Source organism: Streptomyces sp. NPDC002265 (assembly GCF_040296125.1).
Taxonomy (GTDB): Bacteria; Actinomycetota; Actinomycetes; order Streptomycetales; family Streptomycetaceae; genus Streptomyces.
The window spans coordinates 1-22,965 of sequence record NZ_JBEOWS010000139.1; the positions used below are offsets into that span (position 1 = coordinate 1).

The window sequence follows — 22,965 nt, forward strand, 5'->3', positions numbered from 1 at the left end:
GGCTGGTTCAGCCTGCGGGTCCGATCACGTCACATCCGGCTCGGGCCGGAGCGGCGTCACGCAGCCTTCGGCGCGTTCACGTCCGCCGGCAGAGCCTTCTGGGCCACCTCGACGAGCGCGGCGAACGCACCGGCGTCGTTGACGGCCAGCTCGGCCAGGATCTTGCGGTCGACCTCGACGTTCGCGGCCTTCAGACCCTGGATGAGGCGGTTGTACGTCATGCCGTTCTGGCGGGCCGCAGCGTTGATGCGCTGGATCCACAGCTGGCGGAAGTCACCCTTGCGCTTCTTGCGGTCGTTGTAGTTGTAGACCAGCGAGTGGGTGACCTGCTCCTTGGCCTTGCGGTACAGGCGCGAACGCTGACCGCGGTAGCCGGAGGCCGCCTCGAGGATCGCCCGGCGCTTCTTGTGGGCGTTGACTGCCCGCTTGACGCGTGCCACTTGTTTAACTCCTTGTAGCGGGGCCGTGGTTGTCTTCACACGGCCCGGAATCGATGGGGTCCCGGTCCAGACGTACGGCGCTCAGCGGCGCCCGTACGTCACTTGCCGAGAAGCTTCTTGATCTTCGCGGTGTCGCCGGGAGCCATCTCGGCGGTGCCGGTGAGGCGGCGCGTCACGCGGGACGACTTGTGCTCGAGCAGGTGGCGCTTGCCGGCGCGCTCACGGAGCACCTTGCCGGAGCCGGTGATCTTGAAGCGCTTGCTGGCACCGCTGTGCGACTTGTTCTTCGGCATAGCGCCGTTATCTCCTCGTCGGTGGCGCTCCTGTGCCCGGTCGTCAAACCGGGCACGGTGGAGCGTCGTCTCTTGTATCGGTTACATCCTGGGACTCGCGTCCCGGGGGTCACGCCTCGGCGTGCTCCTCGGCGGGTGCCTCGGTCTCGACCTCGACCTCGGTGTCCGCCTCGGCGCCGGTGTCCGCGGGGTTCTGCGACTTGCCGGGGTTGGCCTTCGCTTCCGCCTTGCGGGCTTCCTGCGCCTGCCGGGCCTCGGCCATCGCCTCGGTCTTCTTCTTGTGCGGACCGAGGACCATGATCATGTTTCGGCCGTCCTGCTTCGGGTTCGACTCGATGAACCCGAGGTCCTGGACGTCCTCCGCGAGACGCTGGAGCAGTCGGTAGCCCAGCTCGGGGCGGGACTGCTCGCGACCGCGGAACATGATCGTGATCTTGACCTTGTCGCCCTGCTTGAGGAACCGGACGACGTGACCCTTCTTGGTGTCATAGTCGTGCGGGTCGATCTTCGGCCGGAGCTTCATCTCCTTGATGACCGTGTGCGCCTGGTTCTTGCGCGCCTCACGGGCCTTCATGGCCGACTCGTACTTGAACTTCCCGTAGTCCATGAGCTTGCAGACAGGCGGACGGGCGTTCGCCGCGACCTCGACCAGGTCCAGGTCGTACTCCTGCGCAAGCTCCAGTGCCTTGGCCAGCGGGACGATGCCCACCTGCTCGCCACTGGGACCGACAAGTCGCACCTCGGGAACGCGAATCCGGTCGTTGATGCGGGGCTCGGCGCTGATGGATCCTCCTCGGTAGCACCACACGGCGGTCTGGCGGACAGCCGCGTAACGTCTCTGTTCGTTAGACCTAACCGCGCCGAAACACAAAAAATGCCCCGGACGATCACAGGCGGGGCTCCTCGAACTACCGGAACACCGCCGCGGTGAACGCGGGGCGCACTATCGGGCGGACCGCCGTCACAAAGGAACGGCGCCGCCTGACCGGTGACCCGCCGCCCCGGAGGGCGGTCAGGTGGGAGTTCGAAGCCTCCACTTGTAGGTCGGATCAGTGTGCCGTGGGCATACGTCTCCGACCGGTCGTTACACAAGGTTAGCAGCATCGGTCCGGAACGGCTAATTGAGGCCAAGTGGGGCCCGTTCCCGTCCGGGACCTATCGTGAGGGGCATGAGTGAGACCTCCCCCTCGGACACCCCCGAGACCCCCGGCACGAACGACTTCGACGCCATGACCCGCGACATCGCCGAGGTCCCCGCGGTCGAGGTGATCGTGACGGTCGCCGTCAACCTGATGAGCGCCGCCGCCGTGAAGCTCGGCCTGACCGACGAGGGCGACAAGTACAAGGACCTGGACGAGGCCCGCAAGCTGGTGCACGCCCTCGCCGGTCTGATGGACGCGAGCACCACCGAGATCAGCTCGTTCCACGCGGCCCCGCTGCGCGACGGGCTGAAGTCGCTCCAGCTCGCGTTCCGCGAGGCGTCGATCGTCCCGGACGAGCCCGGCCAGGGCCCCGGCGAGAAGTACACGGGACCGGTCTACGGCTAGTCCCTCACTGTCAGGAAGGAATCTACGGCCGGTCCGTCCGGCCGGTACTCGGCCGGGGCCCGATGGCCTCAGTCGCGTACGTACAGGGGCTCGCCCGGTGGCGTCGTCCCGGCCGGCAGCACTGCCAGGTCGAGACCGCGCACCAGGCGGGCCCTCAGTGTCTCGTCGGCGGCCAGCCGCCCGGCGAGCGCGCGGGCGGCCTCGGCCGGGGCGGCGTCCGGGTCCAGGACGAGGGCGAGGGTGCCGTCGGCCTGCCCGGGGCCGAGGTGGGCACGCAGCACGGCGGGCTCGGCGGCCACCGCGGCGCGTACCGCCTCGACGACGGCCGGATCGGCCAGCGGATCGGCCGTCGTACGGCCCTCGGCGAGCGCCCGCAGCGCCGGCCCCGTCAGCTCGTACGCCACCGGCCCCGCCATGTCCAGCACGATGGTGTCCGCCTTCTCGTGCGCCGCGGCCTTCAGGGCCTGGTGCAGGGGTACGGCCACGGGTCGGGCCTGGGGGTCCCAGCGGGCCAGCGAGTCGGTGGACGTGAAGGCCGGCAGGGCGGTGCGCGATCCCGCCTTCAGCGTCGGTACGGCCATGTCGCTGGTCTTCTCGCGGCGCAGCCCGTTCTCGTCCTCCTCGATCTCGCCGAGCACGGCGACGACGGGGACGAGCAGCCGGGCGCCCCGCAGCGCCTCCAGAACCGGGCCCACGGCGGTGCGGTCCGCGGCCCAGGCGGCCAGCGCGGCGCTGAGCCGGGGATCGGCGGAGCCGTCGTCGTCGGAGTAGCCGGGGTCGGGAATGTTCTTGTTCGCCACGGTCACCGACCCTATAGGTGGGATGCTGCGGCGCTTGTGCGGCCCCTGAAACAGGGCGGACACCGAACTCACAGCTTTCTCAGCTTTCCCTGACGAAGCTCTAACTTCGGTCTAACGGCCCGCACAGTCGCCGCGTCCAGCATCTCGGGCATGGAGTCCTCCAGAGCCCGCCAAGGCCGCCGCGCCCGCCCCTCGCGCCGCCGCCCCCTGCTCCACATCGCCCTCGCCGCGATCGTGATCGTCGGCGGCACGGCCGTGGGCACGGTGTACGTCAAGGCCCAGGCGCACTCGGATTCGGACGCCGTATCGTCGTCGCCGTCGCCGTCGGCCACCTCCTCGCCGTCGGCCGACGGGGAGGCGTCGGTGGAACCCGTGACGGAGCCCTCGGTGGACCGTGGACAGCTGCTGGCCGACGCGCTGGCGTCGGTGACCGTGCCGAGCCGCGCGCGGGTGTCGGCGGCGGTCCTGGACCTGGAGTCCGGCGAGAGCGCCGCCTACGGGGACGCCGCCTTCGACACGGCGAGCATCGTCAAGGTCGACATCCTGGCGACGCTGCTGCTCCAGGCGCAGGACGCCGGACGGCGCCTCACCGCCGCGGAGAAAACGTACGCCACCGCGATGATCGAGAACAGCGACAACGCCTCCGCGTCGGCACTGTGGAAGATCATCGGCCAGGCGGGGGGTCTCGACGCCGCGAACAAGCGGTTCGGGCTCACGGACACCGCGGGCGGCGACGGCATGCTGTGGGGACTGACCCGCACGACGGCCGCGGACCAGCTGACGCTGCTCCAGCAGGTCTTCGGGGACGACGCGAAGCTGAGCGCGGCCTCACAGGCGTATGTCGAGGGGCTGATGCGGCAGATCGCCGCCGACCAGCACTGGGGCGTCTCGGCCGCCGCCGACGGTTCCGCGTGGGCGCTGAAGAACGGCTGGCTGGCGCGCAGCACCACCGGGCTGTGGGACATCAACAGCATCGGGCGGGTGACGGTGGACGGCCACGACTACCTGGTGACCGTCCTGTCCGACGGCAACGCGACCCAGGCCGGGGGCATCTCGCTGGTCGAGAAGGCGGCACGGGCGGCGGTCTCGGCGTTCCCCGGAAACGACGGCGAGTCGTCCTCGGCGTCCGCCGCCACGTCGCCGTCGTCCGCCGCGGACTGAGCCGGACAGGCCCTAGAACTCGTCCAGGGGACGGTGGGTGCGGCGGCGGCCGCGCCACATGACGACCGCGACGACCAGCAGCACACCGCCGGCGCTGCCCGCCAGCGGGCCCGCCCAGCCCGACATGCCGTCGTCCGCCGCGGCGGTGTCGGGCCCGGCGCCGAAGTACTTCCGGTCGTACGCGGCGGCCTTCAGGCCCTCCGGATCGAGGCGGCCGGCGGCCTTGAGGGCCGCGGCCGGGTCGATGAAGCCGAAGCCGCGGGAGTCGTCCCGGCCGCTGCTGGGCGCGTTGCGGGCGGTGTCCTCCAGGAGCTTCTTGATCTGGGCCGGGCTCAGGCCCGGGTGGGCCGCCTTGATCAGGGCCACCGCCCCGGAGACGAAGGCGGAGGCCGCGCTGGTGCCCCAGCCCTCGTAGTAGCGGTGGTCCGGGGCCGCGATGACGACGTCGACACCGGGCGCGCTGACGGTCGCGTACCAGCGGCGGGTGGAGAAGGAGGCTCGGGTGCCGTAGCGGTCGACGGCGGTCGCGGCGATCACGCCGGGGTAGGCGGCCGGGTAGGAGATGTGGTCGCCCTTCTCGCCGCCGTTGCCCGCCGAGGCGACGACGACGGCGCCCTTCTTCAGGGCGTACTGGATGGCCTCGTCCTCGCCGGGCTCCGGGTGCGCGGAGGAGGAGTCGTCGCCGAGCGAGAGGTTGATGACGTCGGCGCCGTGGTCGGCGGCCCAGCGGATGCCCTCGGCGAGGGCGTTGCCCCGGGTGGTGCGGGCCTTGGCGCGGGAGGGGTCGTCGTCCTCCAGGATCACGCGGACGGGGAGGATCCTGGCCTCGGGGGCGATGCCCATGACGCCTTCGCCGTGCCCGGCGCCGTGTCCGTGACCGGCGATGATCCCGGCCATCGCGGTGCCGTGCCGGGCCCAGGAGTCGTCGCCGGGCTTCGCGCCGAATCCGACCAGGTCGGTGCCGGACAGGACGTTGCCGTCGAGGTCGGGGTGGTCGTCCTCGACGCCGGTGTCGAGGACGGCGACGGTGATGCCCTTGCCCTTGGTGGTCCGCCAGGCCTGCTGGGTGTGCATGGCGTCCAGCGCCCACTGCTGTGCGCGGATGCCGTCGGCGTGCGCGGGGACGGCCGGCGCGAGGGCGAGGGACGCGGCGAGGAGCGAGCCGACGAGCCCGGCGCGGTAGGTCGTACGGGTCGTACGGCTGCTCATGACGGTTCCTCCGTGGCCGCGTCGGCGGTCTTGCGGAACGCGCGTTCTATGCGGTCGGCCAGGCCCTGGGCCTCGTTGCCGAGACCGGCCTGCGCGGGGGCCGTGGTGGCGCCGGACTGCGTGGCGTCGGCCGCAGGCTGCGGGGTGTCGATACTGCGGCCGTCGGCCCAGCCGGAGACGGCGAAGACGACGACGGGGGTGTCCGTCAGCACGGAGACGGTCCACGAGGCACGCTGCTTGTCGCCGAAGGCGGCGGCGACGGTGTCCTTCGCCGCGTAGGGGCGGGGCATGAGGTCGGCGCGGCGGTCGAGCCCCTCCTTGCGGAACCGGGCGGCCAGGGCGCTCATGGTCGCCGCGTCCGCCTTGGTGAAGAGCAGGCCGACGGTGGTGACGTAGCTGCGGGTCGCGTCCGTGTAGGTGGCGCGCAGCAGACGGCGGCAGCCGGCCGGGGCGAGGACCTTGTGCAGCAACGGGTCGAACGCGTTCTGACAGCCGCCGTCCGGGGCGACGGCGATCCGCGTCCAGGTCCTGTCGGCGCCGCCGGGGCCCGCTCCGGTGCCCTGCACGGTGGGCGGGAACAACTGGTCCACGGGGATGCTGTGCCACAGTTCGGCGGCCGCCGCGAAGGTGTCGGGGGCGCCGTCTTCGCCGGACCCGCCGGTCAGCCAACTGCCCGTCGCGGCACCGCCGATGAGCCCGAACCCGAGCACCACGCAGACGGCCGCGGCGGTGGTACGGGACCGCAGGCGCCCCGCGAGGGGCCCCGGGCGCGCCTGCCCGTCGTACCCCTCCGGCTCGCCGAACGTCACGACGGGACGGTCCGCGGGCGGGGTCATCGCGGTCCAGGAGAGCGCCGGGTCCGGGGTCACGGACGCGGGGGCCGCGGGGGTGCCCGCGGAGTGCGGAGGTATGCCTGCGGCACCGGGCGGCGCGGACTGCGCCGGCATGGCGAAGGCCGCGGGAGGAGTCAGCGGCGTCCAGGCCTCGGGCTCGGCCTCGCCCGCCCGGCCCGGCGCGACGGCACCGAAGCCGACGGCGGCCTCCGCACGCTTCGGGGGTACGTCACCGGAGCCGCCGAAGGCGGTGGCGGGCGGGACGGCCGGTGCCACTGCGGTCGGCGGGACGGTGCCCGACGGGACACCGGGCCGGCTGTCCGGCCGCGGCGGCACCGCCCCGGAGGCGGGCCCCCCGAAGACATCGGCGGACGGAACACGAGGCCGGTCCTGCGGAGGCGACGGGACCGTCGTCGAGGCCGGGCGCCGGAAGAAGTCCGTGCGGGTGCCGGTGTCCGGGCGCGTCTGCGGGCGCGGCGGCACGGCGGTGGTGCCGGGACGGTTCTGCGCGGCGGCGGGGGTGGCGCCCCGCTCGGTGTCCGACCCGGGCTGCGGGGCCGGGGGGACCGGGCGGAGGCGGGCGGTCGTCTCCGAGGGCGTCTCGGCGGGCGCACCGGGGGTCCGCGACTGGGCCGGGGGCCGGTGTCCGGGCCGCGGCGGCACACCACCGGACGGCGGGGCGTCCGGGAGACGCGTCGCGGCGGACGGCGGGGCGTCCGGGAGACGCGTCCCAGCCGACGGCGGCCCATCCGGGAAGCGTGCCGCGGCCGACGGTCCGGACGGCGGAGCGTCCGGCAGACGCGTAGCAGCCGACGGCGGAGCGTCGGGCAGGCGCGCCCCGGCCGACGGCGGCGCATCCGGCAGACGCCTCGCGGCCGACGGCGGCCCATCCGGGAAGCGTGCCGCGCCGGACGGTGCGGACGGCGGAGCGTCCGGCAGACGCGTAGCAGCCGACGGCGGGCCGTCCGACAGACGCGTCCCAGCCGACGGCGGGGCGTCCGGGAAGCGTGCCGTGGCTGCCGGTGGAGGCGGAAGCGTGGAAGCGCGGTCGGCGCGGAGGACGGACGCGGTGGACCCGAAGCTCGGAAAACGCGTCGCACCTGCCAGGGGAGGACCGGCCGGGGAAGGGTCCGTACCGGCCCGGTCACCGCCGGCCGTGGAGAGCGCCCCGCTGCCGGTGCGCGCCGGGGACGACGGGCCATGCGTCGGTGCCGGCCCGGCGGTTTGCCCGAAGCCCGTCGGCACGGCGTTCGGCACGGCGCCCGGCCTGGACCCCGCGGAAGCCCCGGAAGCCCCGGGGGCCTCCGGCGCAGCGCCCGACGGGTCGTTCGCGGGAGGCGTGGTGGGTGCGGGCCGGGGACCGGGTCCGGGTTCCGGGGACCTGTCCGCGTCCACCCGCTCGTCGAGGGAGCCGGAGGGGCCGGAGGAGCCGCTCGGACCGGACGAGCCGGAGGCGCCGTCGGCATCGGAGGACGGGGGCGTGGTGGGGCGCGGTGGAACGGGGGCGCGGCGCGCTTCCGTGCTCATGCACCCCCCGCTTCCTCGTACCCGGGCCGTCGCTCTCGTGCGCGGGCCGCCGTACAGCTCACGCCCGGCCTGCCCGCAGCGCAGTCGCTGCGCCTCGGGCACGCATACCCGCACGGACGGGCCGTCATCCCGGCGCGGACCTGCGACCGGCGCCGGTTCCTCCGTGCGTGCGCGTCACTCTACGGCTTGTTCGAGGCCGTACGGGAACCAGTCCACGACGCCGGGGCATCTGCCCGGATCGTCCCCCTACCCTGCGGTAATCCTGTCTGGCAGTCTTCGTGCATGACTGCGCGCGCTGCCGACCGGGCCCGTTACGACCGGGCCACCGCCCATCTCGACGCCCCGCTTGCGATCGTCGATCTGGATGCCTTCGACGCCAACGCCGAGGATCTGGTGCGCAGGGCCGGCGGCAAGCCGATCCGGGTCGCCAGCAAGTCCGTGCGCTGCCGGGCCCTGCTCGAACGCGTCCTGGCGAAGGACGGCTTCGCGGGCATCATGTCCCTGACCCTCGCCGAGTCCCTCTGGCTGGCGCGCTCGGGCTTCGACGACGTCCTGCTCGCCTACCCCTCCGTCGACCGCGCCGCCTACGCGGAGCTCACCGCCGATCCCAAGCTGGCGGCCGCCGTGACCGTGATGGTCGACGACGTGGCGCAGCTCGACCTGATCGACGCCGCGCGTGCCGGCGGAAGCGAAGTGGTGCGGGTCTGTCTGGAGATGGACACGGCGCTGAAGCTGTTCGGCGGCCGGGTGCGGGTCGGTGCCCGCCGCTCCCCGCTGCACTCCCCCGAGCAGCTCGCCGACCTGGCGCGCGCGGTACAGAGGCGGCCGGGGTTCAAGGTCGTCGCGATCATGGCGTACGAGGGTCACATAGCCGGTGTCGGGGACTCGGTCGCCGGCCGGCCGCTGCGCTCGCGCGCCGTGCGGCTGATGCAGGCGACGGCCCGCCGGGAGCTGGCCGAGCGGCGCGCGGCGGTCGTACGGGCGGTCCGGGCCGTCGTGCCCGACCTGGAGTACGTCAACGGCGGCGGCACCGGCAGCGTGCAGTCCACGGTGGCCGAGGACGCGGTCACCGAGGTCGCGGCCGGTTCCGGGCTGTACGTGCCGAGGCTCTTCGACAACTACACGTCCTTCAGCGGGCGTCCGGCCGCCCTCTTCGCCCAGCCCGTGGTGCGGCGGCCGGGGGTCGGGGTGGTGACCGTCCTGGGCGGCGGCTATCCCGCCTCGGGCGCCGCCGGACGCGACCGGCTTCCGGTGCCGTACCTGCCCGAGGGGCTGCGCTACGACCCGCAGGAGGGGCCCGGCGAGGCCCAGACGCCGCTGCTCGGCGCCCCCGCCGACGACCTGCTCATCGGCGACAAGGTGTGGTTCCGGCACGCGAAGGCCGGTGAGCTGTGCGAGCGGTTCGACGTGCTGCACCTGATCGAAGGGGACGCGGTCACGGCGACCGTGCCGACGTACCGCGGCGAGGGCCACGCCTTCCTGTGAGCAACCCCAAGAGGGCCGAAGTTCTGGGAACTTCGGCCCTCTGGCAGTTCAGCGGGCCGGAGACAGGTCCTACAGGGGCGTGACGTACGCGCCCGAGATGCCGCCGTCGACCAGGAAGTCGCTGGCGTTGACGAAGGAGGAGTCGTCGCTCGCCAGGAACGCGACGGCGGCGGCGATCTCCTCGGCCTCGGCGAACCGGCCGACCGGAATGTGCACGAGACGGCGGGCGGCCCGCTCCGGGTCCTTGGCGAACAGCTCCTGGAGCAACGGGGTGTTGACCGGTCCGGGGCACAGCGCGTTGACACGGATGCCCTCGCGGGCGAACTGCACGCCGAGTTCACGGGACATCGCCAGGACACCGCCCTTGGAGGCGGTGTAGGAGATCTGGGAGGTGGCCGCGCCCATCCGGGCCACGAAGGACGCCGTGTTGATGATGGAGCCCTTGCCCTGGCGCCGCATGTAGGGGATGGCGGCCTTGCAGCACAGGTAGACGGAGGTGAGGTTGACCTCCTGGACGCGCTTCCAGGCCTCGAGACCGGTGTCGAGGATGGAGTCGTCGTCGGGCGGTGAGATGCCCGCGTTGTTGAAGGCGATGTCCACGCTTCCGTAGGTGTCGTAGGCCGTCTTGAACAGGGCCTCGACCTGCTCGGGGTCGGTGACGTCGGCCTTCACGAAGATCCCGCCGACTTCCTCGGCGGCGGCCTTGCCGCGGGTCTCGTCGACGTCCGCGCAGACGACGTGGGCGCCCTCGGAGGCGAGCCGGCGGGCGGTGGCGAGGCCGATGCCGCTGCCGGCTCCGGTGATGACGGCGGTGCGGCCTGCCAGCCGGCGGCAGACGGCTTCAGGGGTCTGTGCGGTCACTGTGCGGGGCCCTCCGTGCTGATGAAGACGTTCTTGGTCTCGGTGAAGGCGGTGAGGGCGTCGGGGCCGAGTTCGCGGCCGACGCCGGACTGCTTGAAGCCGCCGAACGGGGTCCAGTAGCGGACGCTGGAGTGGGAGTTGACCGACAGGTTGCCGGCCCGCACGGCCCGCGAGACCCGCAGGGCGCGGCCGACGTCCCGGGTCCACAGGGAGCCGGCGAGGCCGTAGTCGGTCGCGTTGGCGAGCGCCACGGCCTGCTCCTCGTCGTCGAAGGGGAGGACGACGGCGACGGGTCCGAAGACCTCCTCGACGGCCACCCGGGCGCGCGGGTCGACGCCGGTGAGGACGGTGGGCGGGAACCAGTAGCCGGGGCCTTCGGGCGCCTTGCCGCGGATGCCTGGCGCGTCCGGGTCGACGTAGGACCGCACGCGTTCCAGCTGGGGCCTGGAGATCAGCGGGCCCATCTGGGTCTGCTCGTCGGCCGGGTCGCCGACGCGGACGGACTCGATCGCGGGCGCGAGCAGCTCCAGGAAGCGTTCGTACACCGGGCGTTGGACGAGGATGCGGGTGCGCGCGCAGCAGTCCTGGCCGGAGTTGTCGAGGAAGGACATGGGGGCGGCGGCCGCGGCGGCTTCGAGGTCGGCGTCGGCGAAGACGATGTTCGGGCTCTTGCCGCCGAGTTCGAGGGTGACGCGCTTGAGGCGGTCCGCGCCCCTGGCCCACACCTGCTTGCCGACGGCGGTGGACCCGGTGAACACGATCTTCGCGACGCCGGGGTGCTCGACGAGCGCGGCTCCGGCGACCGGGCCGTGGCCGGGCAGCACCTGGAAGAGGTCCTGCGGAAGCCCGGCCTCCAGGGCGAGTTCGGCCAGCCGCAGGGCCGTCAGCGGTGTCGTCTCGGCTGGTTTGAGGATCACCGCGTTGCCTGCCGCGAGTGCGGGCGCGGTGCCCCAGGCCGCGATGGGCATGGGGAAGTTCCAGGGCGCGATGACGCCGACGACGCCGAGCGGTTCGAGGATCGTCACGTCCAGGCCGCCGGCCACCGGGATCTGACGCCCGGTCAGCCGCTCGACCCCGCCGGCCGCGTAGTCGAGCAGGTCGCGTACGTTGCCCGCCTCCCAGCGGGCGTTGCCGACCGTGTGCCCGGCCTCCAGGACCTCCGACTGGGCCAGTTCCTCCCGGTGTTCGTCCACCGCGACGGCGAACCGGCGCAGCAGCCGGGCCCGGTCGCCGGGCGCGAGGGCGGCCCAGCGTTCCTGCGCCCGTGCGGCGCGTACGACCGCCGCGTGCACGTCGGCCGCGTCGGCGGCCGGTACGGTCGCGACGACCTCCTCGGTGGCGGGGTTGCGTACCTGGAGTTCGTGTTCCCGCGCGTGCTCCTGCTCGGGTTCGCGTTCCTGCTCGCGTTCCGTCTCGCGTTCCCGGGGCTCGTGCTCGGGCTCGTGCTCGTGGGACAAGAAGGGCCTCACATGCGTTCGAAGGAGCGGCGCAGCTCCCAGTCGGTGACCGCGGCGTCGTAGGCCTCCAGCTCGACGCGGGCCATGTTGCGGTAGTGCGCGACGACCTCGTCGCCGAAGGCGGCACGGGCTATGGGGCTGTCCGCCCAGAGTTCGGCGGCCTCGCGCAGCGTGGTGGGCACCTGTGCGTATGCGGCGGCGTAGGCGTTGCCCGCGCAGGCCTCGGGCAGGTCGAGCTTGTGCTCGATGCCGTAGAGCCCGGCCGCGACGAGTCCGGCGACGGCGAGGTGCGGGTTGACGTCGCCGCCGGGCAGCCGGTTCTCGAACCGCATCGAGCGGCCGTGGCCGACCACGCGCAGGGCGCAGGTGCGGTTGTCGTGGCCCCAGGCGACGGCGGTCGGCGCGAAGGAGCCCGGCTGGAAGCGCTTGTAGGAGTTGATGTTGGGGGCGTAGAGCAGGGAGAAGTCGCGCAGCGCGGCGAGCTGTCCGGCGAGGAAGTGGCGCATCACCTCGGACATGCCGTCCGGATCGTCCGCGCCGCCCGCCATGGCGTTGGTGCCGTCCGCGGCCGCGAGCGAGAGGTGGATGTGGCAGGAGTTGCCCTCGCGCTCGTTGTACTTGGCCATGAAGGTCAGCGAGACGCCCTCCTGGGCGGCGATCTCCTTGGCTCCGGTCTTGTAGACGGCGTGCTGGTCGCAGGTGACCAGGGCCTCGTCGTAGCGGAAGGCGATCTCGTGCTGGCCGGGGTTGCACTCGCCCTTGGCGGACTCGACCGTGAGGCCGGCGGCGGCCATCTCGTTGCGGATGCGGCGCAGCAGGGGCTCGACCCGGCCGGTGCCGAGCACCGAGTAGTCGACGTTGTACTGGTTGGCCGGGGTCAGGCCGCGGTAGTTGGCGTCCCAGGCCTGCTCGTAGGTGTCCTTGAAGACGATGAACTCCAGCTCGGTGCCGACCTGGGCGGTGTACCCGTGCTCGGCGAGCCGGTCCAGCTGGCGGCGCAGGATCTGCCGGGGCGCGGCGACCACGGGCGAGCCGTCCTCCCAGGCGAGGTCGGCGATCACCAGGGCCGTGCCGGCGTTCCAGGGCACCCGGCGCAGCGTGGACAGGTCGGGGTGCAGGGCGAAGTCGCCGTAGCCGCGGTCCCAGGAGGACATCGCGTACCCGTCGACGGTGTTCATCTCGGTGTCGACGGCCAGCAGGTAGTTGCAGCCCTCGGTGCCGTGCTCCAGGACCTCGTCGAGGAAGAACCGGGCGGCGAACCGCTTGCCCTGGAGCCGGCCCTGCATGTCGGGAAAGGCCAGGACGACGGTGTCGATCTCACCGCTCGCGACGAGGGCCCGCAGCTCCTCGACGCTCAGCGGGGGCGTGCGGTCTGCCACAGGGGGCCTCCTTCGCCGGGCCGGGAGCCATAAGGTATTGCCGGGAACCATTGCTTGGGAAGGGGGTGCGGCCGCATGTCGCGGGGCACGGACCCGGAGAGACCGGCCGCCGAAGGACCGGACGACCGTCTCGCGCCGGTGCTGCGGCCGGTCCGGACGGGCAACGGCTTCGAGGAGGCGCTGGAGCAGATCCTCCAGGTCGTCCGGCTGGGCCTGGTGCCCGGCGGCGGGCGGCTGCCGGCCGAGCGGGAGCTGGCGGAGCGGCTCGGGATCAGCCGGGTGACGCTGCGCGAGGTGCTGAAGGTGCTCCAGGACCAGGGGCTGGTCGAGCCCCGCCGGGGCCGCTACGGCGGGACGTTCGTGCTGCCGCGCGCGGACGCCGGCGGCGAGGACGAACTGCGCCGCCGGATCGCCGAGGTCGACATCGAGGACGTGCTGCGCTTCCGGGAGGTGCTGGAGGTCGGCGCGGCCGGGCTGTGCGCGGCGCACGGGCTGACGGACGAGCAGGCGGCCCGGCTGCGCGAGGCGCTGGCCCGCACGCACGACGCGCCGCTCGCGGAGTACCGGCGCCGGGACACGCTGCTCCACCTCACCCTGGCCGAGCTGTGCGGCTCCGCGTCGCTGGCCGCGCGGTACGCGGCCGTCCGGGCCACCGTGAACGACCTGCTGGACTGCATCCCGCTGCTCGTACGCAACCTGGAGCACTCGCAGCGCCAGCACAGCGCCCTGGTCGAGGCGGTCCTGGACGGGGACGCGGACGCGGCCCGGGAGATCGCGCGGGAGCACTGCGCGGGGACGGCGGCGCTGCTGCGGGGCTTCCTGGCGTGAGCCCCCCGGCCGACGGACCGGACCTCTTGCCGCGCACGGGTGGCCTCGGCAAAGGTATGGGGGCAATCCATTGCACGATGTGGGAGATCGCATGGCGCGCAGACCGCTGATCGGTGTCAGTACGTATCTGGAGCCCGCGGTGCGCTGGGGCGTGTGGGAGCTGGAGGCGGCGCTGCTGCCGGCCGGGTATCCGCGACTCGTCCAGCGGGCCGGCGGACTGGCCGCGATGCTGCCGCCGGACGGGCCGGAGCATGCCGCCGCGACCGTGGCACGGCTCGACGGGCTGGTGATCGCGGGCGGTCCGGACGTCGAGCCGGTGCGCTACGGAGCCGAACCCGACCCCCGTACCGGCCCGCCCGCACGCGCCCGGGACGCCTGGGAGCTGGCCCTGATCGAGGCCGCGCTCGCCACGCGCGTCCCGCTGCTGGGCATCTGCCGGGGCATGCAGCTGCTGAACGTCGCGGGCGGCGGCACTCTCGTCCAGCATCTCGACGGGCACGCGGAGGTGGTCGGCGTCTTCGGACTGCACCCCGTCAAACCGGTCCCGGGCACGCTGTACGCGGGGATCGTGCCGGAGGAGACGGCCGTACCGACGTATCACCACCAGGCGGTGGACCGGCTGGGCACGGACCTGGTCGCGTCGGCGTACGCGGCGGACGGCACGGTCGAGGCGATCGAACTGCCCGCCTCGGCGGGGTGGGTGCTGGGCGTGCAGTGGCACCCGGAGATGGGCGAGGACCTGCGCGTACTGCGGGCCCTGGTCACCGCCGCGTCCTGAGCCGGGCGACGGCGAACTCCGCGGCCCTAGTGGTTCGGGGGTGGGGTGGCCGCCGGGGTCGGTGACGGGCCGCGGGTCAGTGACAGGAGGTCGCGCGCCGGGCCCGCCGGCCGGTGTCCGGCCGGCCACACGGCCCGCAGATCCCGCCGCAGTCGGACGCCCTCCACCGGGATGCTGACCAGGCGGCGCATCGCGAGCTCCTCTCCCAGCGCCAGTTCGCTCAGCACGGCGGGCCCGGCCCCGCCGACCGCCGCCGCCTTCACCGCCGTCGTCGAGGACAGCTCGATCAGCGGGCGGGCCAGGCCGCCCAGGGCCGCGTCGAGGACCTGCCGGGTCCCCGAGCCGGTCTCGCGCAGGATCAGCGGTGTCGCGGCCAGTTCCCCGGCGGCCAGCGCGCGTCTGCGGCGGGCCCAGGGGTGGCCGGGTGCCGTCACCACGATCAGCCGGTCGTGGGCGACGACCGCCGAGTCCAGGCCGGGCGGGACGTCCAGCCCCTCCACGAAGCCGAGGTCCGCCTCCCCCGAGACCAGCCGTTCCGCCACCGACGCCGAGTTCCCCGCCAGCAGCGACACCGCGGTGTCGGGGCGCTGGGCGCGCAGCGCGAGCAGCCAGCCCGGCAGCAGGTACTCGGCGATCGTCATGCTCGCCGCCACCCGCAGCCGGGAGTCACGGCGATCGCGCAGGGCCTGGGTGCCCGCGTCGAAGGCCTCCGCCGCCTCGACCACCCGTCGCGCCCAGTCGGTCACCAGCGCTCCGGTATCGGTGAGCCGGGAGCCGCGCGGTGAGCGGTCCACCAGTGCCAGGCCCAGCCTGCGTTCCATCGAGCGGATCCGGCTGCTGGCGGCGGGCTGGGTGATGCCGAGCTCCCGCGCGGCCGCGCCGAGGCTGCCCAGCCGTGCCACCGCCAGCAGCAGTTCCAGGGCGCCGAGGTCAGGGACCCGGTGGGCGACCGAATCCCCCTGCTCCCGGGCCCCGCCCGGGCCGCTCGTCTCGCTCATAAGTCCACCTTATGTCCCCATAGGCACATCGCCCCTGGTCGCGGGCGATGGGCCGGGGGATGGTGGGGCCATGGTCACCGAAGCCCATCCCCTGTCCCGTCCGGCCGTCCGCGCCCCGGCGGTCCGCCACCTCGGCCCGAACTGGTATGCCTCCGTCATGGGCACCGCCATCGTGGCCACGGCAGGCGCGGGACTGCCCGTCCACGTTCCCGGCCTGCGTGCCGTCTGCGCGGCCGTGTGGGCCCTGTCGTTCGCTCTGCTGGTGACCCTGCTGACCGCCCGTGCCCTGCACTGGACCCACCACCGGGACCAGGCCCGCGCCCATCTCCTCGATCCCGCGGCGGCCCCGTTCTACGGCTGTCTGGCCATGGCGCTGCTGGCCGTGGGCGGGGGTGCCGTCACCGTCGGCCGGGACGTGATCGGAACGGGGACCGCGGTCGCCCTCGACACGGTCCTGTTCACCGCCGGCACCGTCGTGGGCCTGGCGGCAGCCGTCGCGGTGCCGTACCTGATGGCCGTGCACCACCGGATCGAGCCGGGGCAGGCGACGCCCGTGTGGCTGCTGCCGGTCGTCGCGCCGATGGTGTCCGCCGCGCTCGGACCGCTGCTGGTGCCGCATCTGCCGGCCGGCCAGCCCCGGGAGGCACTGCTGTTGGGCTGCTTCGCGCTGTTCGGGCTGAGCCTGCTGGCGACCCTGCTGATGCTGCCGCTGGTCTTCGGCCGGCTGCTCACCGGCGGGCCGCTGCCGCTCGCGCTCACCCCGACCCTGTTCCTGGTGCTCGGCCCGCTCGGCCAGTCCACGACCGCCGTGGGGAACATCGCGGACGCCGCGCCGGGGGTCGTCCAGGCACCGTACGAGCAGGCCTTCGCGGGCTTCGCCGTCCTGTACGGCGTCCCCGTCCTGGGTTTCGCGCTGTTCTGGCTGTGTCTGGCCACCGCCCTGTGCCTGCGGGCCCACCGGCACGGGATGGGCTTCGCCATGACCTGGTGGGCCTTCACCTTCCCGGTCGGCACCTGTGTCACCGGCGCCGCGGCGCTGGCCCGGCACACCGGTCTTGTCGCCTTCGACGGGCTCGCGGTCGCGCTGTACGCCGTCCTCGTGGGCGCCTGGGCGACGGTGGCCGCGCACACCGTCCGCGGCCTGGTCAGCGGTGTGCTGCTCGCAGGGCCGACGCCAGTGCCCGCGGCGCCTCGGCGAGCGACGGCCCGTACCACGTCAGGTGCCGTCCGCTGACGAACGCGCAGGGCAGCCCGGGGAAGGCCTCGGGACCGTCGTCGGGGGTGAAGCGGTAGGGCTCGTCGGGAAGCACGACGAGGTCCGGCCCGGCGGCGCGCAGCTCCTCCAGGGGGACGCGCGGGTAGCGCTCGGGGTGGGACGCGTACAGGTGGTCGACGCCCAGGCGGGCGAGCACGTCACCGGCGAAGGTGTCCCGGCCCAGGACCATCCAGGGGCGGCGCCAGATCGGCACGACGGCGGTCGTACGTCCCGTGCCGACGGCGGGGCGCCCTCCGGCCCCGGTTTCGGTCGTCGGCGCCGCCCAGGCCGCCTCCGCCTCGTCCAGCCAGCGTGGCCGGGTCCGCGCCCCGCAGGCCCGCAGCACCCGGTCCAGTTCACGGAAGGCCTGCGGCACGTCGCGCACCTCGGTCACCAGCACCTCGAGGCCGCCCGAGCGCAGCGCGGCCAGGTCCGGAGCGCGGTTCTCCTCCTCGTTGGCGATCACCAGGTCGGGCGCGAGGGTGAGGATCCGCTCGGTCTTCGGGTTCTTCGTCCCGCCGACGCGGGCCACGTCGAGGCCGGCGGGGTGGGTGCACCAGTCGGTGACGCCGACCAGGGCGCCGGGCAGGGACACGGCCACCGCCTCGGTCAGGGACGGCACCAGCGAGACGATCCGCATCGGCTACCGCCGCCTGCCGCGTCTGTCCTGGACGGCCTCGACGTGCTCCGCCACCGCCACCACGACCACACGGGTGTCCGGTACGGTCGCCCGCCAGCGGTGGCGCACCCCGCCGGTCAGGTACAGCGTGTCCCCGCGGCCGAGGCGGTACGCGCGGCCTTCCGCCTCGATCTCCACCGCGCCGTCGGCGACGTACATCAGCTGGTCGTTGCGGTACTGGATCTCACGGCCCGCCTCGTGGTCGCCGGTGAACTCCGAGGCGTGCATCTGGTGGTGCCCGCGGACCAGCGACCTGGCCTGGGGTCCGGCGCCCGGCACGGTGTCCTCGGCGCGCACGACGTCCACGCTGCACGCCGGGTCGGCGGCGGCGAGGAGTTCGACGGCGGTGGTGCGCAGGGCGTCGGCGACCTTCTCCAGGGAGCTTCTGCTGGGGCGCGCGCGGTCGTTCTCGACCTGGCTCAGAAAGGGGACCGACAGGCCGCTTCGCTCGGCCACGACGGCAAGGGTGAGCTCCAGCGCGCGACGGCGCCGCCGCACGGCCGCGCCCACCCGCAGGGGCTGTTCCTTGTGGTCGCCCATCGCGCCCGCCGCCTCCTCCGCTGGTCGCCCGGTCGTCCGTGCGCGAGGGTCCGCGCGCACTCCTCCTGATGAGTTCTCTGCACCCTACGCATGTTCGGCAAACCGTTTCAGGCGGCCGTCACATCGGCGACACATTGCGTCGGGTCGGACCTCACAGTTCTCGCCAGTGGATCAATCGGCCGGACCTCCGGAGCCTCACTCCCCTCGCACGGGACGAACGGGCTGATGGGCAGGGTCGGGCGCCCTCCGGGACCGGTGACGGGCGTGTCCGACGGGGCCGCCAGGGCCCGGCTGCCGCCGGGGGCGCGGACGGTCGGCAGGTCGGCATGTCCGGACGCGGGCCGCAAGGCCGGTGCCGGCCGACTGCCGGTTCCCTCCCGCACGGACTGACCCTCGATCAGCACGAGCGTGGTGCTTTTCGCTTGAACGCGTGAGCGCTCCCCGATGTTCCCGGCCGTTCACCCGGTATGTTCCCGCCCGTCTCCCGGGTCCGAACCCGCTGGTCAACACGGGGTGGCGGGGGCGTCGAGGCGTGTGCCGGCCCGTCGGGTGCGGTGGACGCGGGCGAGGCGGGCCGGAGGACGGCGGGCCCCGGACGGGCGGGCCGTGGGTGGCCCTCCGGACGCTGGGGAACGGCCGGCGAACTGCGGGCGAACCGGCCGTGGCAGCCGGATGCCCCGGCCCGGTGCCCCCGCGGACCCGAACCATTCGTAGCTTTGTGTGGTTGTCCGGATCTTTTCCGTAGGCATGGGAGTGATCCCCCGGCGCGCGGCGGGCGCGTGGGCTCCGGTCGGTTTCCTGACATGACCCGAGGGGCGGGCCTTTCCGCACGCTGTCAGGTCGCGCGGAGAGGCCCACCCCTCGGAGATTCGTCCCACCGGTGCCGGGCCCGATCCGGTGATGTCCCAGGACTTGCCGGTGGCGGGTGCCCTAGGACTCGGCCGGGACGGGAGCCGCCTTGTCGACGACGTCCGGGTTGTCCTTCAGCCAGGCGCGCACGGCCTCCTGCTGCCTGCCCTTGCCCGCCTTGTTGATCGCCGCTTCCAGGCCGGTGAGCTGCTTCTCGGTCATGCGGAAGTTCTTCAGCCAGGTGCCGACGACCGGGTTGTCGGCGGCGAAGCCCTTGCGGGCCAGCGTGTGCACGCCGTCGCCCGTGCCCCAGGCGCCCCTGGGGTCCTTCAGCTTCTTCAGGTCGTAGTCGTTGTACGCCCAGTGCGGCGACCAGAGCGTGACGACGATCGGTTCCTTCCTGCTGTAGGCGCGCTTGAGCTCGGCGAGCATCGCGGGCGTGGAGCTGTCGACGACCTTGTACTCCTGGTCCAGGCCGTACTCCTTGAGGACCTTGCTCTTGAGCAGGGCCGTCTCGCCGGCGCTGGACTCGATGCCGGTGATCTTCCCGCCGAACCGCGACGCCTGGCCCTTGAGGTCGTCGAGGGAGTCGACGCCCTTCACGTACGAGGGCACGCTGAGCTCCAGGGACGTCCTGCCGTACCAGGAGCCGAGGTCGTCGAGGCGGTCCCCGTACTTCTTCCAGTACTGCGCGTGGGTGGTGGGCAGCCAGGAGTCGGTCTCGAAGTCGACGTCGCCCTGGGCGAGCGAGGTGTACAGCGGCCCGGCGTCGTACTGCTTCGCGTCGACCTGGAAGCCGCGCCGTTCGAGGATCTCCTTCCAGAGGAAGGTGGAGGCGACGCCCTCGTCCCAGGGGATGTACCCGATGGTGACCTTCTTGCCCTGGCCGACGTCCTTGCCCTCGGCGACGGCCGGTGTGCCGTCGGTACCGCCGAGGACGCCCAGGCCGCCGGACACGAGACCGAGGACGACGATGCCGATCACGGCGAACTGCGGACGGGGACGGTAGGACCAGATCCTCGTGCCTCCGGCGGCGCGCGCCCGCAGAGCGGCGCGGCGGCCGAGCGGGGAGACCTGGGTGCCGAGTGCGCCGGTCATCCGGTCGAGGTAGATCGCGAGGATCACGATGGCGACGCCGGCTTCGGAGCCGAGGCCGACGTCGAGCTGGCCGATGGCCTCGTTGACGTCGCCGCCGAGGCCGCCGGTGCCCACCATGCCGGCGATCGCGGCCATGGACAGGCCGAGCATGATGACCTGGTTGACGCCCGCCATCACGGTGGGCAGGGCCAGCGGCAGCTGGACGCGCAGCAGGGTGTCGCGGGGCGTGGTGCCGAACGCCTCGGCGGCCTCGACCAGTTCCTTGTCGACCTGCCGGATGCCCAGTTCGGTCATGCGCACGCCCGGGGCGAGCGCGAAGATCAGGGTGGCGACGATGCCCGCGGAGGCGCCGGTGCCGAAGAAGAGGATCGCCGGGATGAGGTAGATCATCGCGGGCAGCGTCTGCATGAAGTCCAGGACCGGGCGGACCAGTGCGCCGACCCGCTCGGAGCGGGCCGCCCAGATGCCCAACGGGACCGAGATCACCAGGGCGATGACGGTGGCGACGAGGACCAGCGACAGGGTGACCATCGCGTCGTCCCACAGTCCGAGGGAGTCGATGAAGGCGAATCCGACGAAGGTGAGGACACCGGCGAGGGTGCCGCGCAGCCAGAAGGCCAGCACGGCGAAGATCCCGGCGAGCAGCAGCGGCTGCGGGGCCTGGAGTACGGCGTCGATGCCGTCGTAGGCACCGGTGAAGACGGCCTTGAGGAGGTCGAACAGCCAGGACACATGGCCGAGCAGCCAGTCGACCGCGCTGTTGACCCAGTCGCCGAGCGGAATCCTAGGCACGGGCCACCGCCTTGGCGCAGTCCTTCGCGTCGCCCGCGGCCGTCGCCTTCGCGTCGCCCGTCGTCGCCTTCGCGTCGCCCTTCGCGCTGTCCGTCGCGCGGGGCGTGTCGCAGCTGCCCGGTGCGGTGGCCGGCTCGTCGCCGAGGAAGCCGAGCAGACGCTGTCGCGGCACGACCCCGACGAGGGTGCGCCGGGCGTCGAGCACCGCGACGGGGTGCGGCACGCGCGCGCTGATCGCGCACAGTTCGGTGAACGGTGTCCGCGGCGTCGCGGTCTCGCAGCCGCAGTCGGCCTCGTCGCCGCGTACCGCGCGGTCCATGACGGCATCGGCGGTCAGCACCCGGGAGCGGTCGACGTCCTGGGTGAAGGAGGCGACGTAGTCGTCGGCGGGTCGGACGAGGATGTCCTGCGCGGTGCCGATCTGCGCGACCCGGCCGTCGCGCATCACCGCGACCCGGTCGCCCAGACGCATCGCCTCGTTGAGGTCGTGGGTGATGAAGACGATCGTCTTCTTCAGCGTCTTCTGGAGTTCGAGGAGCTGGTCCTGCATGTCGCGCCGGATCAGCGGGTCGAGTGCGCTGAACGACTCGTCCATGAGGAGCAGTTCGGCGTCGGTGGCGAGGGCGCGGGCCAGTCCGACGCGCTGCTGCATACCGCCTGACAGCTCGTCGGGCCAGGACTTCTCCCAGCCGGCCAGGCCGCACAGGGCGAGCGCCTCGTCGGCGCGGCGTGCGCGCTCGGCGCGGGGCACGCCCTGCACCGCCAGACCGTAGGCGGCGTTGTCGCGGACGCTGCGGTGCGGGAAGAGCGCGAAGTGCTGGAAGACCATGCTGATCCTCCTGGAGCGGACCTCGCGCAGGCCGCGGGCGTCGAGTCCGGTCAGGTCCTGGCCGCCGAAGCGGACCTGCCCGGCCGTCGGCGGGAGCAGGCCGTTGAGCATGCGCAGCAGCGTGGACTTCCCCGATCCGGACAGGCCCATGACGACGAAGATCTCGCCCGGTTCCACGGTGAAGGAGGCGTCGATCACGGCGGCGGTGGCGCCGTCGGCGCGCAGCTCCTCCCGGTCGGCTCCGTTGCGCAGCCGCTCGACTGCCTGGTCCGGTCGTCTGCCGAACACCTTGTAGAGATGTTCGGCTTCAAGTGTCGCTGACACACGGGCCTCTTGCTCTCGGGGACAGGTCACGGAGAGACGGCCGACCGCAAACGTTGAAACTGCAATCTCCGTCGCTCCGAAGCGGCGCCTGCCCCGGCTTTCACCCGCCAAACACCCCCGTGGCCCAGCTCACAGTGCATTCGCTTCCGCCACGTGCCCGCCGCGCTGTCGCCCTGACGAGTGGTTGTCGGTGCCGTACGGCATGATGCGAGCGTGACCGGACGACTGATGCTCCTCGACACCGCCTCCCTGTACTTCCGCGCCTACTTCGGTGTGCCGGACTCCGTGAAGGCACCGGACGGCACCCCGGTGAACGCGGTGCGCGGGCTGCTGGAGTTCATCGACCGGCTGGTCAAGGACCATCACCCGGAGCACCTGGTGGCCTGCATGGACGCCGACTGGCGGCCGCACTGGCGGGTCGAGCTGATCCCCTCGTACAAAGCGCACCGGGTCGCCGAGGAGCGCGCGGCCGGCCCGGACGAGGAGGAGGTGCCGGACACGCTGTCCCCGCAGGTGCCGGTCATCGAGGAGGTCCTGGACGCGATCGGCATCGCCCGCGTGGGCGTCGCGGACTACGAGGCGGACGACGTGATCGGCACGTTCACCGCGCGCGCGAAGGGATCGGTCGACATCGTCACCGGCGACCGCGACCTGTACCAGCTCGTGGACGACGCGCGCGGGGTGCGTGTGCTGTATCCGCTCAAGGGGGTCGGCACGCTCCAGCTGACCGACGAGGCACTGCTGCGGGAGAAGTACGGCGTCGACGGACGCGGGTACGCGGATCTGGCGCTGCTGCGCGGCGACCCGAGCGACGGCCTGCCCGGGGTGCCCGGGGTCGGCGAGAAGACGGCGGCCAAGCTGCTCGCCGAGTTCGGCGACCTGGCCGGGATCATGGCGGCCGTGGACGACCGACCGTCGTGCGGTACATCGTCCACATCACTTGGGGGCAGCTGTGCAGCCCTTCCGCCCTCAGCAGCAGCATGACGGTCTGCAGGTACATCCC

20 protein-coding genes and 1 pseudogene are annotated in these 22,965 nt (G+C 73.1%); 7 read left to right on the plus strand and 14 right to left on the minus strand.

Going from position 1 to position 22,965, the window contains the following annotated elements:
- Nucleotides 1-56: 56 nt before the first annotated feature.
- The 3 genes from rplT to infC form a co-directional block, all read right to left on the minus strand.
- Nucleotides 57-440, minus strand: coding sequence for a 50S ribosomal protein L20 (gene rplT, locus ABT085_RS23625; RefSeq protein WP_162469411.1), 384 nt, complete (start codon nucleotides 438-440; stop codon nucleotides 57-59).
- Nucleotides 441-538: 98 nt separating this feature from the next.
- Entirely contained in the window at nucleotides 539-733 is a 195-nt protein-coding gene (gene rpmI, locus ABT085_RS23630) for a 50S ribosomal protein L35 (protein WP_055528302.1), read from the minus strand.
- Between the two features lie 109 nt (nucleotides 734-842).
- Nucleotides 843-1,541: a translation initiation factor IF-3 gene (infC, locus tag ABT085_RS23635; protein WP_351611265.1), complete on the minus strand. Its 699-nt coding sequence runs from the start codon at nucleotides 1,539-1,541 to the stop codon at nucleotides 843-845.
- Between the two features lie 361 nt (nucleotides 1,542-1,902).
- Between infC and ABT085_RS23640 the strand changes: the two genes are divergently transcribed.
- Entirely contained in the window at nucleotides 1,903-2,280 is a 378-nt protein-coding gene (locus ABT085_RS23640; protein ID WP_351611268.1) for a DUF1844 domain-containing protein, read from the plus strand.
- 68 nt (nucleotides 2,281-2,348) lie between these two features.
- Here ABT085_RS23640 and ABT085_RS23645 read toward each other — a convergent pair whose 3' ends face one another.
- Entirely contained in the window at nucleotides 2,349-3,080 is a 732-nt protein-coding gene (locus tag ABT085_RS23645) for an SseB family protein (RefSeq protein ID WP_351611271.1), read from the minus strand.
- A 150-nt stretch (nucleotides 3,081-3,230) separates the two neighbouring features.
- On the opposite strand from ABT085_RS23645, the gene ABT085_RS23650 reads away from it, so the two are divergent.
- Nucleotides 3,231-4,241 (plus strand): serine hydrolase, encoded by a 1,011-nt coding sequence (locus ABT085_RS23650; protein ID WP_351611274.1) that lies wholly within the window; start codon nucleotides 3,231-3,233, stop codon nucleotides 4,239-4,241.
- Between the two features lie 12 nt (nucleotides 4,242-4,253).
- On the opposite strand, the gene mycP is transcribed toward ABT085_RS23650, so the two are convergent.
- Nucleotides 4,254-5,450 carry a type VII secretion-associated serine protease mycosin gene (gene mycP / locus ABT085_RS23655; protein WP_351611277.1) on the minus strand — a complete coding sequence of 399 codons (1,197 nt, stop codon included), beginning with the start codon at nucleotides 5,448-5,450 and terminating at the stop codon, nucleotides 4,254-4,256.
- Nucleotides 5,447-6,946: a hypothetical protein gene (locus tag ABT085_RS23660; protein WP_351611279.1), complete on the minus strand. Its 1,500-nt coding sequence runs from the start codon at nucleotides 6,944-6,946 to the stop codon at nucleotides 5,447-5,449. The genes mycP and ABT085_RS23660 overlap by 4 nt, the downstream gene beginning before the upstream one ends.
- 1,146 nt (nucleotides 6,947-8,092) lie before the next feature.
- On the opposite strand from ABT085_RS23660, the gene ABT085_RS23665 reads away from it, so the two are divergent.
- On the plus strand, nucleotides 8,093-9,295 hold the full coding sequence (locus ABT085_RS23665; protein WP_351611281.1) for an amino acid deaminase/aldolase: 1,203 nt from the start codon (nucleotides 8,093-8,095) through the stop codon (nucleotides 9,293-9,295).
- Between the two features lie 69 nt (nucleotides 9,296-9,364).
- Here the strand turns inward: ABT085_RS23665 and ABT085_RS23670 are convergent, their stop codons facing one another.
- From ABT085_RS23670 to ABT085_RS23680, 3 genes are read right to left on the minus strand one after another with little or no spacing between them, the layout of a single operon-like run.
- Nucleotides 9,365-10,156: a 3-oxoacyl-ACP reductase gene (locus ABT085_RS23670; protein ID WP_351611284.1), complete on the minus strand. Its 792-nt coding sequence runs from the start codon at nucleotides 10,154-10,156 to the stop codon at nucleotides 9,365-9,367.
- A complete protein-coding gene (locus ABT085_RS23675; protein WP_502982789.1) occupies nucleotides 10,153-11,655 on the minus strand; it encodes an aldehyde dehydrogenase family protein in 1,503 nt (500 codons plus the stop codon). Before ABT085_RS23675 ends, ABT085_RS23670 begins: the two co-directional genes overlap by 4 nt.
- Nucleotides 11,622-12,992, minus strand: coding sequence for a glutamine synthetase family protein (locus tag ABT085_RS23680; RefSeq protein ID WP_351611289.1), 1,371 nt, complete (start codon nucleotides 12,990-12,992; stop codon nucleotides 11,622-11,624). Before ABT085_RS23680 ends, ABT085_RS23675 begins: the two co-directional genes overlap by 34 nt.
- Before the next feature lie 75 nt (nucleotides 12,993-13,067).
- On the opposite strand from ABT085_RS23680, the gene ABT085_RS23685 reads away from it, so the two are divergent.
- Nucleotides 13,068-13,820, plus strand: coding sequence for a FadR/GntR family transcriptional regulator (locus tag ABT085_RS23685; RefSeq protein WP_351611291.1), 753 nt, complete (start codon nucleotides 13,068-13,070; stop codon nucleotides 13,818-13,820).
- Nucleotides 13,821-13,911: 91 nt separating this feature from the next.
- Complete coding sequence (locus ABT085_RS23690; RefSeq protein ID WP_351611293.1) at nucleotides 13,912-14,598, plus strand: gamma-glutamyl-gamma-aminobutyrate hydrolase family protein; 687 nt, start codon at nucleotides 13,912-13,914, stop codon at nucleotides 14,596-14,598.
- Nucleotides 14,599-14,624: 26 nt separating this feature from the next.
- Here the strand turns inward: ABT085_RS23690 and ABT085_RS23695 are convergent, their stop codons facing one another.
- Complete coding sequence (locus ABT085_RS23695) at nucleotides 14,625-15,596, minus strand: LysR family transcriptional regulator (protein ID WP_351611296.1); 972 nt, start codon at nucleotides 15,594-15,596, stop codon at nucleotides 14,625-14,627.
- Between the two features lie 70 nt (nucleotides 15,597-15,666).
- Between ABT085_RS23695 and ABT085_RS23700 the strand changes: the two genes are divergently transcribed.
- Nucleotides 15,667-16,830: a TDT family transporter gene (locus ABT085_RS23700; protein ID WP_351611299.1), complete on the plus strand. Its 1,164-nt coding sequence runs from the start codon at nucleotides 15,667-15,669 to the stop codon at nucleotides 16,828-16,830.
- Here ABT085_RS23700 and ABT085_RS23705 read toward each other — a convergent pair.
- The 4 genes and pseudogenes from ABT085_RS23705 to ABT085_RS23720 all read right to left on the minus strand — a co-directional run bounded on the left by ABT085_RS23705 (nucleotide 16,742) and on the right by ABT085_RS23720 (nucleotide 21,962).
- Nucleotides 16,742-17,491 carry a helical backbone metal receptor gene (locus tag ABT085_RS23705; protein ID WP_351611302.1) on the minus strand — a complete coding sequence of 250 codons (750 nt, stop codon included), beginning with the start codon at nucleotides 17,489-17,491 and terminating at the stop codon, nucleotides 16,742-16,744. The genes ABT085_RS23700 and ABT085_RS23705 overlap by 89 nt on opposite strands.
- A 3-nt stretch (nucleotides 17,492-17,494) precedes the next feature.
- Nucleotides 17,495-18,070, minus strand: a complete 576-nt coding sequence (locus ABT085_RS23710; protein ID WP_351611304.1) for a helix-turn-helix domain-containing protein — start codon at nucleotides 18,068-18,070, stop codon at nucleotides 17,495-17,497.
- Between the two features lie 933 nt (nucleotides 18,071-19,003).
- Nucleotides 19,004-20,809: pseudogene (locus ABT085_RS23715) on the minus strand (ABC transporter permease/substrate binding protein); the annotation flags it as partial.
- The gene (locus ABT085_RS23720; protein ID WP_351611307.1) at nucleotides 20,802-21,962 is read right to left on the minus strand and encodes a quaternary amine ABC transporter ATP-binding protein; all 1,161 of its coding nucleotides are present in this window, start codon (nucleotides 21,960-21,962) and stop codon (nucleotides 20,802-20,804) included. The gene ABT085_RS23720 and the pseudogene ABT085_RS23715, both read right to left, overlap by 8 nt.
- 213 nt (nucleotides 21,963-22,175) lie before the next feature.
- Here ABT085_RS23720 and ABT085_RS23725 point away from each other — a divergent pair, with 213 nt between their 5' ends.
- Nucleotides 22,176-22,946, plus strand: a complete 771-nt coding sequence (locus ABT085_RS23725; protein WP_351611310.1) for a 5'-3' exonuclease — start codon at nucleotides 22,176-22,178, stop codon at nucleotides 22,944-22,946.
- The last annotated feature ends 19 nt before the right edge of the window (nucleotides 22,947-22,965 follow it).

Excerpts from the sequence above, each read along its gene's own strand:
- rpmI (WP_055528302.1), bottom strand. The coding sequence starts at position 733 with ATGCCGAAGAACAAGTCGCACAGCGGTGCCAGCAAGCGCTTCAAGATC.
- ABT085_RS23640 (WP_351611268.1), top strand. The coding sequence starts at position 1,903 with ATGAGTGAGACCTCCCCCTCGGACACCCCCGAGACCCCCGGCACGAAC.
- ABT085_RS23650 (WP_351611274.1), top strand. The coding sequence starts at position 3,231 with ATGGAGTCCTCCAGAGCCCGCCAAGGCCGCCGCGCCCGCCCCTCGCGC.
- mycP (WP_351611277.1), bottom strand. The coding sequence starts at position 5,450 with ATGAGCAGCCGTACGACCCGTACGACCTACCGCGCCGGGCTCGTCGGC.
- ABT085_RS23665 (WP_351611281.1), top strand. The coding sequence starts at position 8,093 with ATGACTGCGCGCGCTGCCGACCGGGCCCGTTACGACCGGGCCACCGCC.
- ABT085_RS23685 (WP_351611291.1), top strand. The coding sequence starts at position 13,068 with ATGTCGCGGGGCACGGACCCGGAGAGACCGGCCGCCGAAGGACCGGAC.
- ABT085_RS23690 (WP_351611293.1), top strand. The coding sequence starts at position 13,912 with ATGGCGCGCAGACCGCTGATCGGTGTCAGTACGTATCTGGAGCCCGCG.
- ABT085_RS23695 (WP_351611296.1), bottom strand. The coding sequence starts at position 15,596 with ATGAGCGAGACGAGCGGCCCGGGCGGGGCCCGGGAGCAGGGGGATTCG.
- ABT085_RS23700 (WP_351611299.1), top strand. The coding sequence starts at position 15,667 with ATGGTCACCGAAGCCCATCCCCTGTCCCGTCCGGCCGTCCGCGCCCCG.
- ABT085_RS23705 (WP_351611302.1), bottom strand. The coding sequence starts at position 17,491 with ATGCGGATCGTCTCGCTGGTGCCGTCCCTGACCGAGGCGGTGGCCGTG.
- ABT085_RS23710 (WP_351611304.1), bottom strand. The coding sequence starts at position 18,070 with ATGGGCGACCACAAGGAACAGCCCCTGCGGGTGGGCGCGGCCGTGCGG.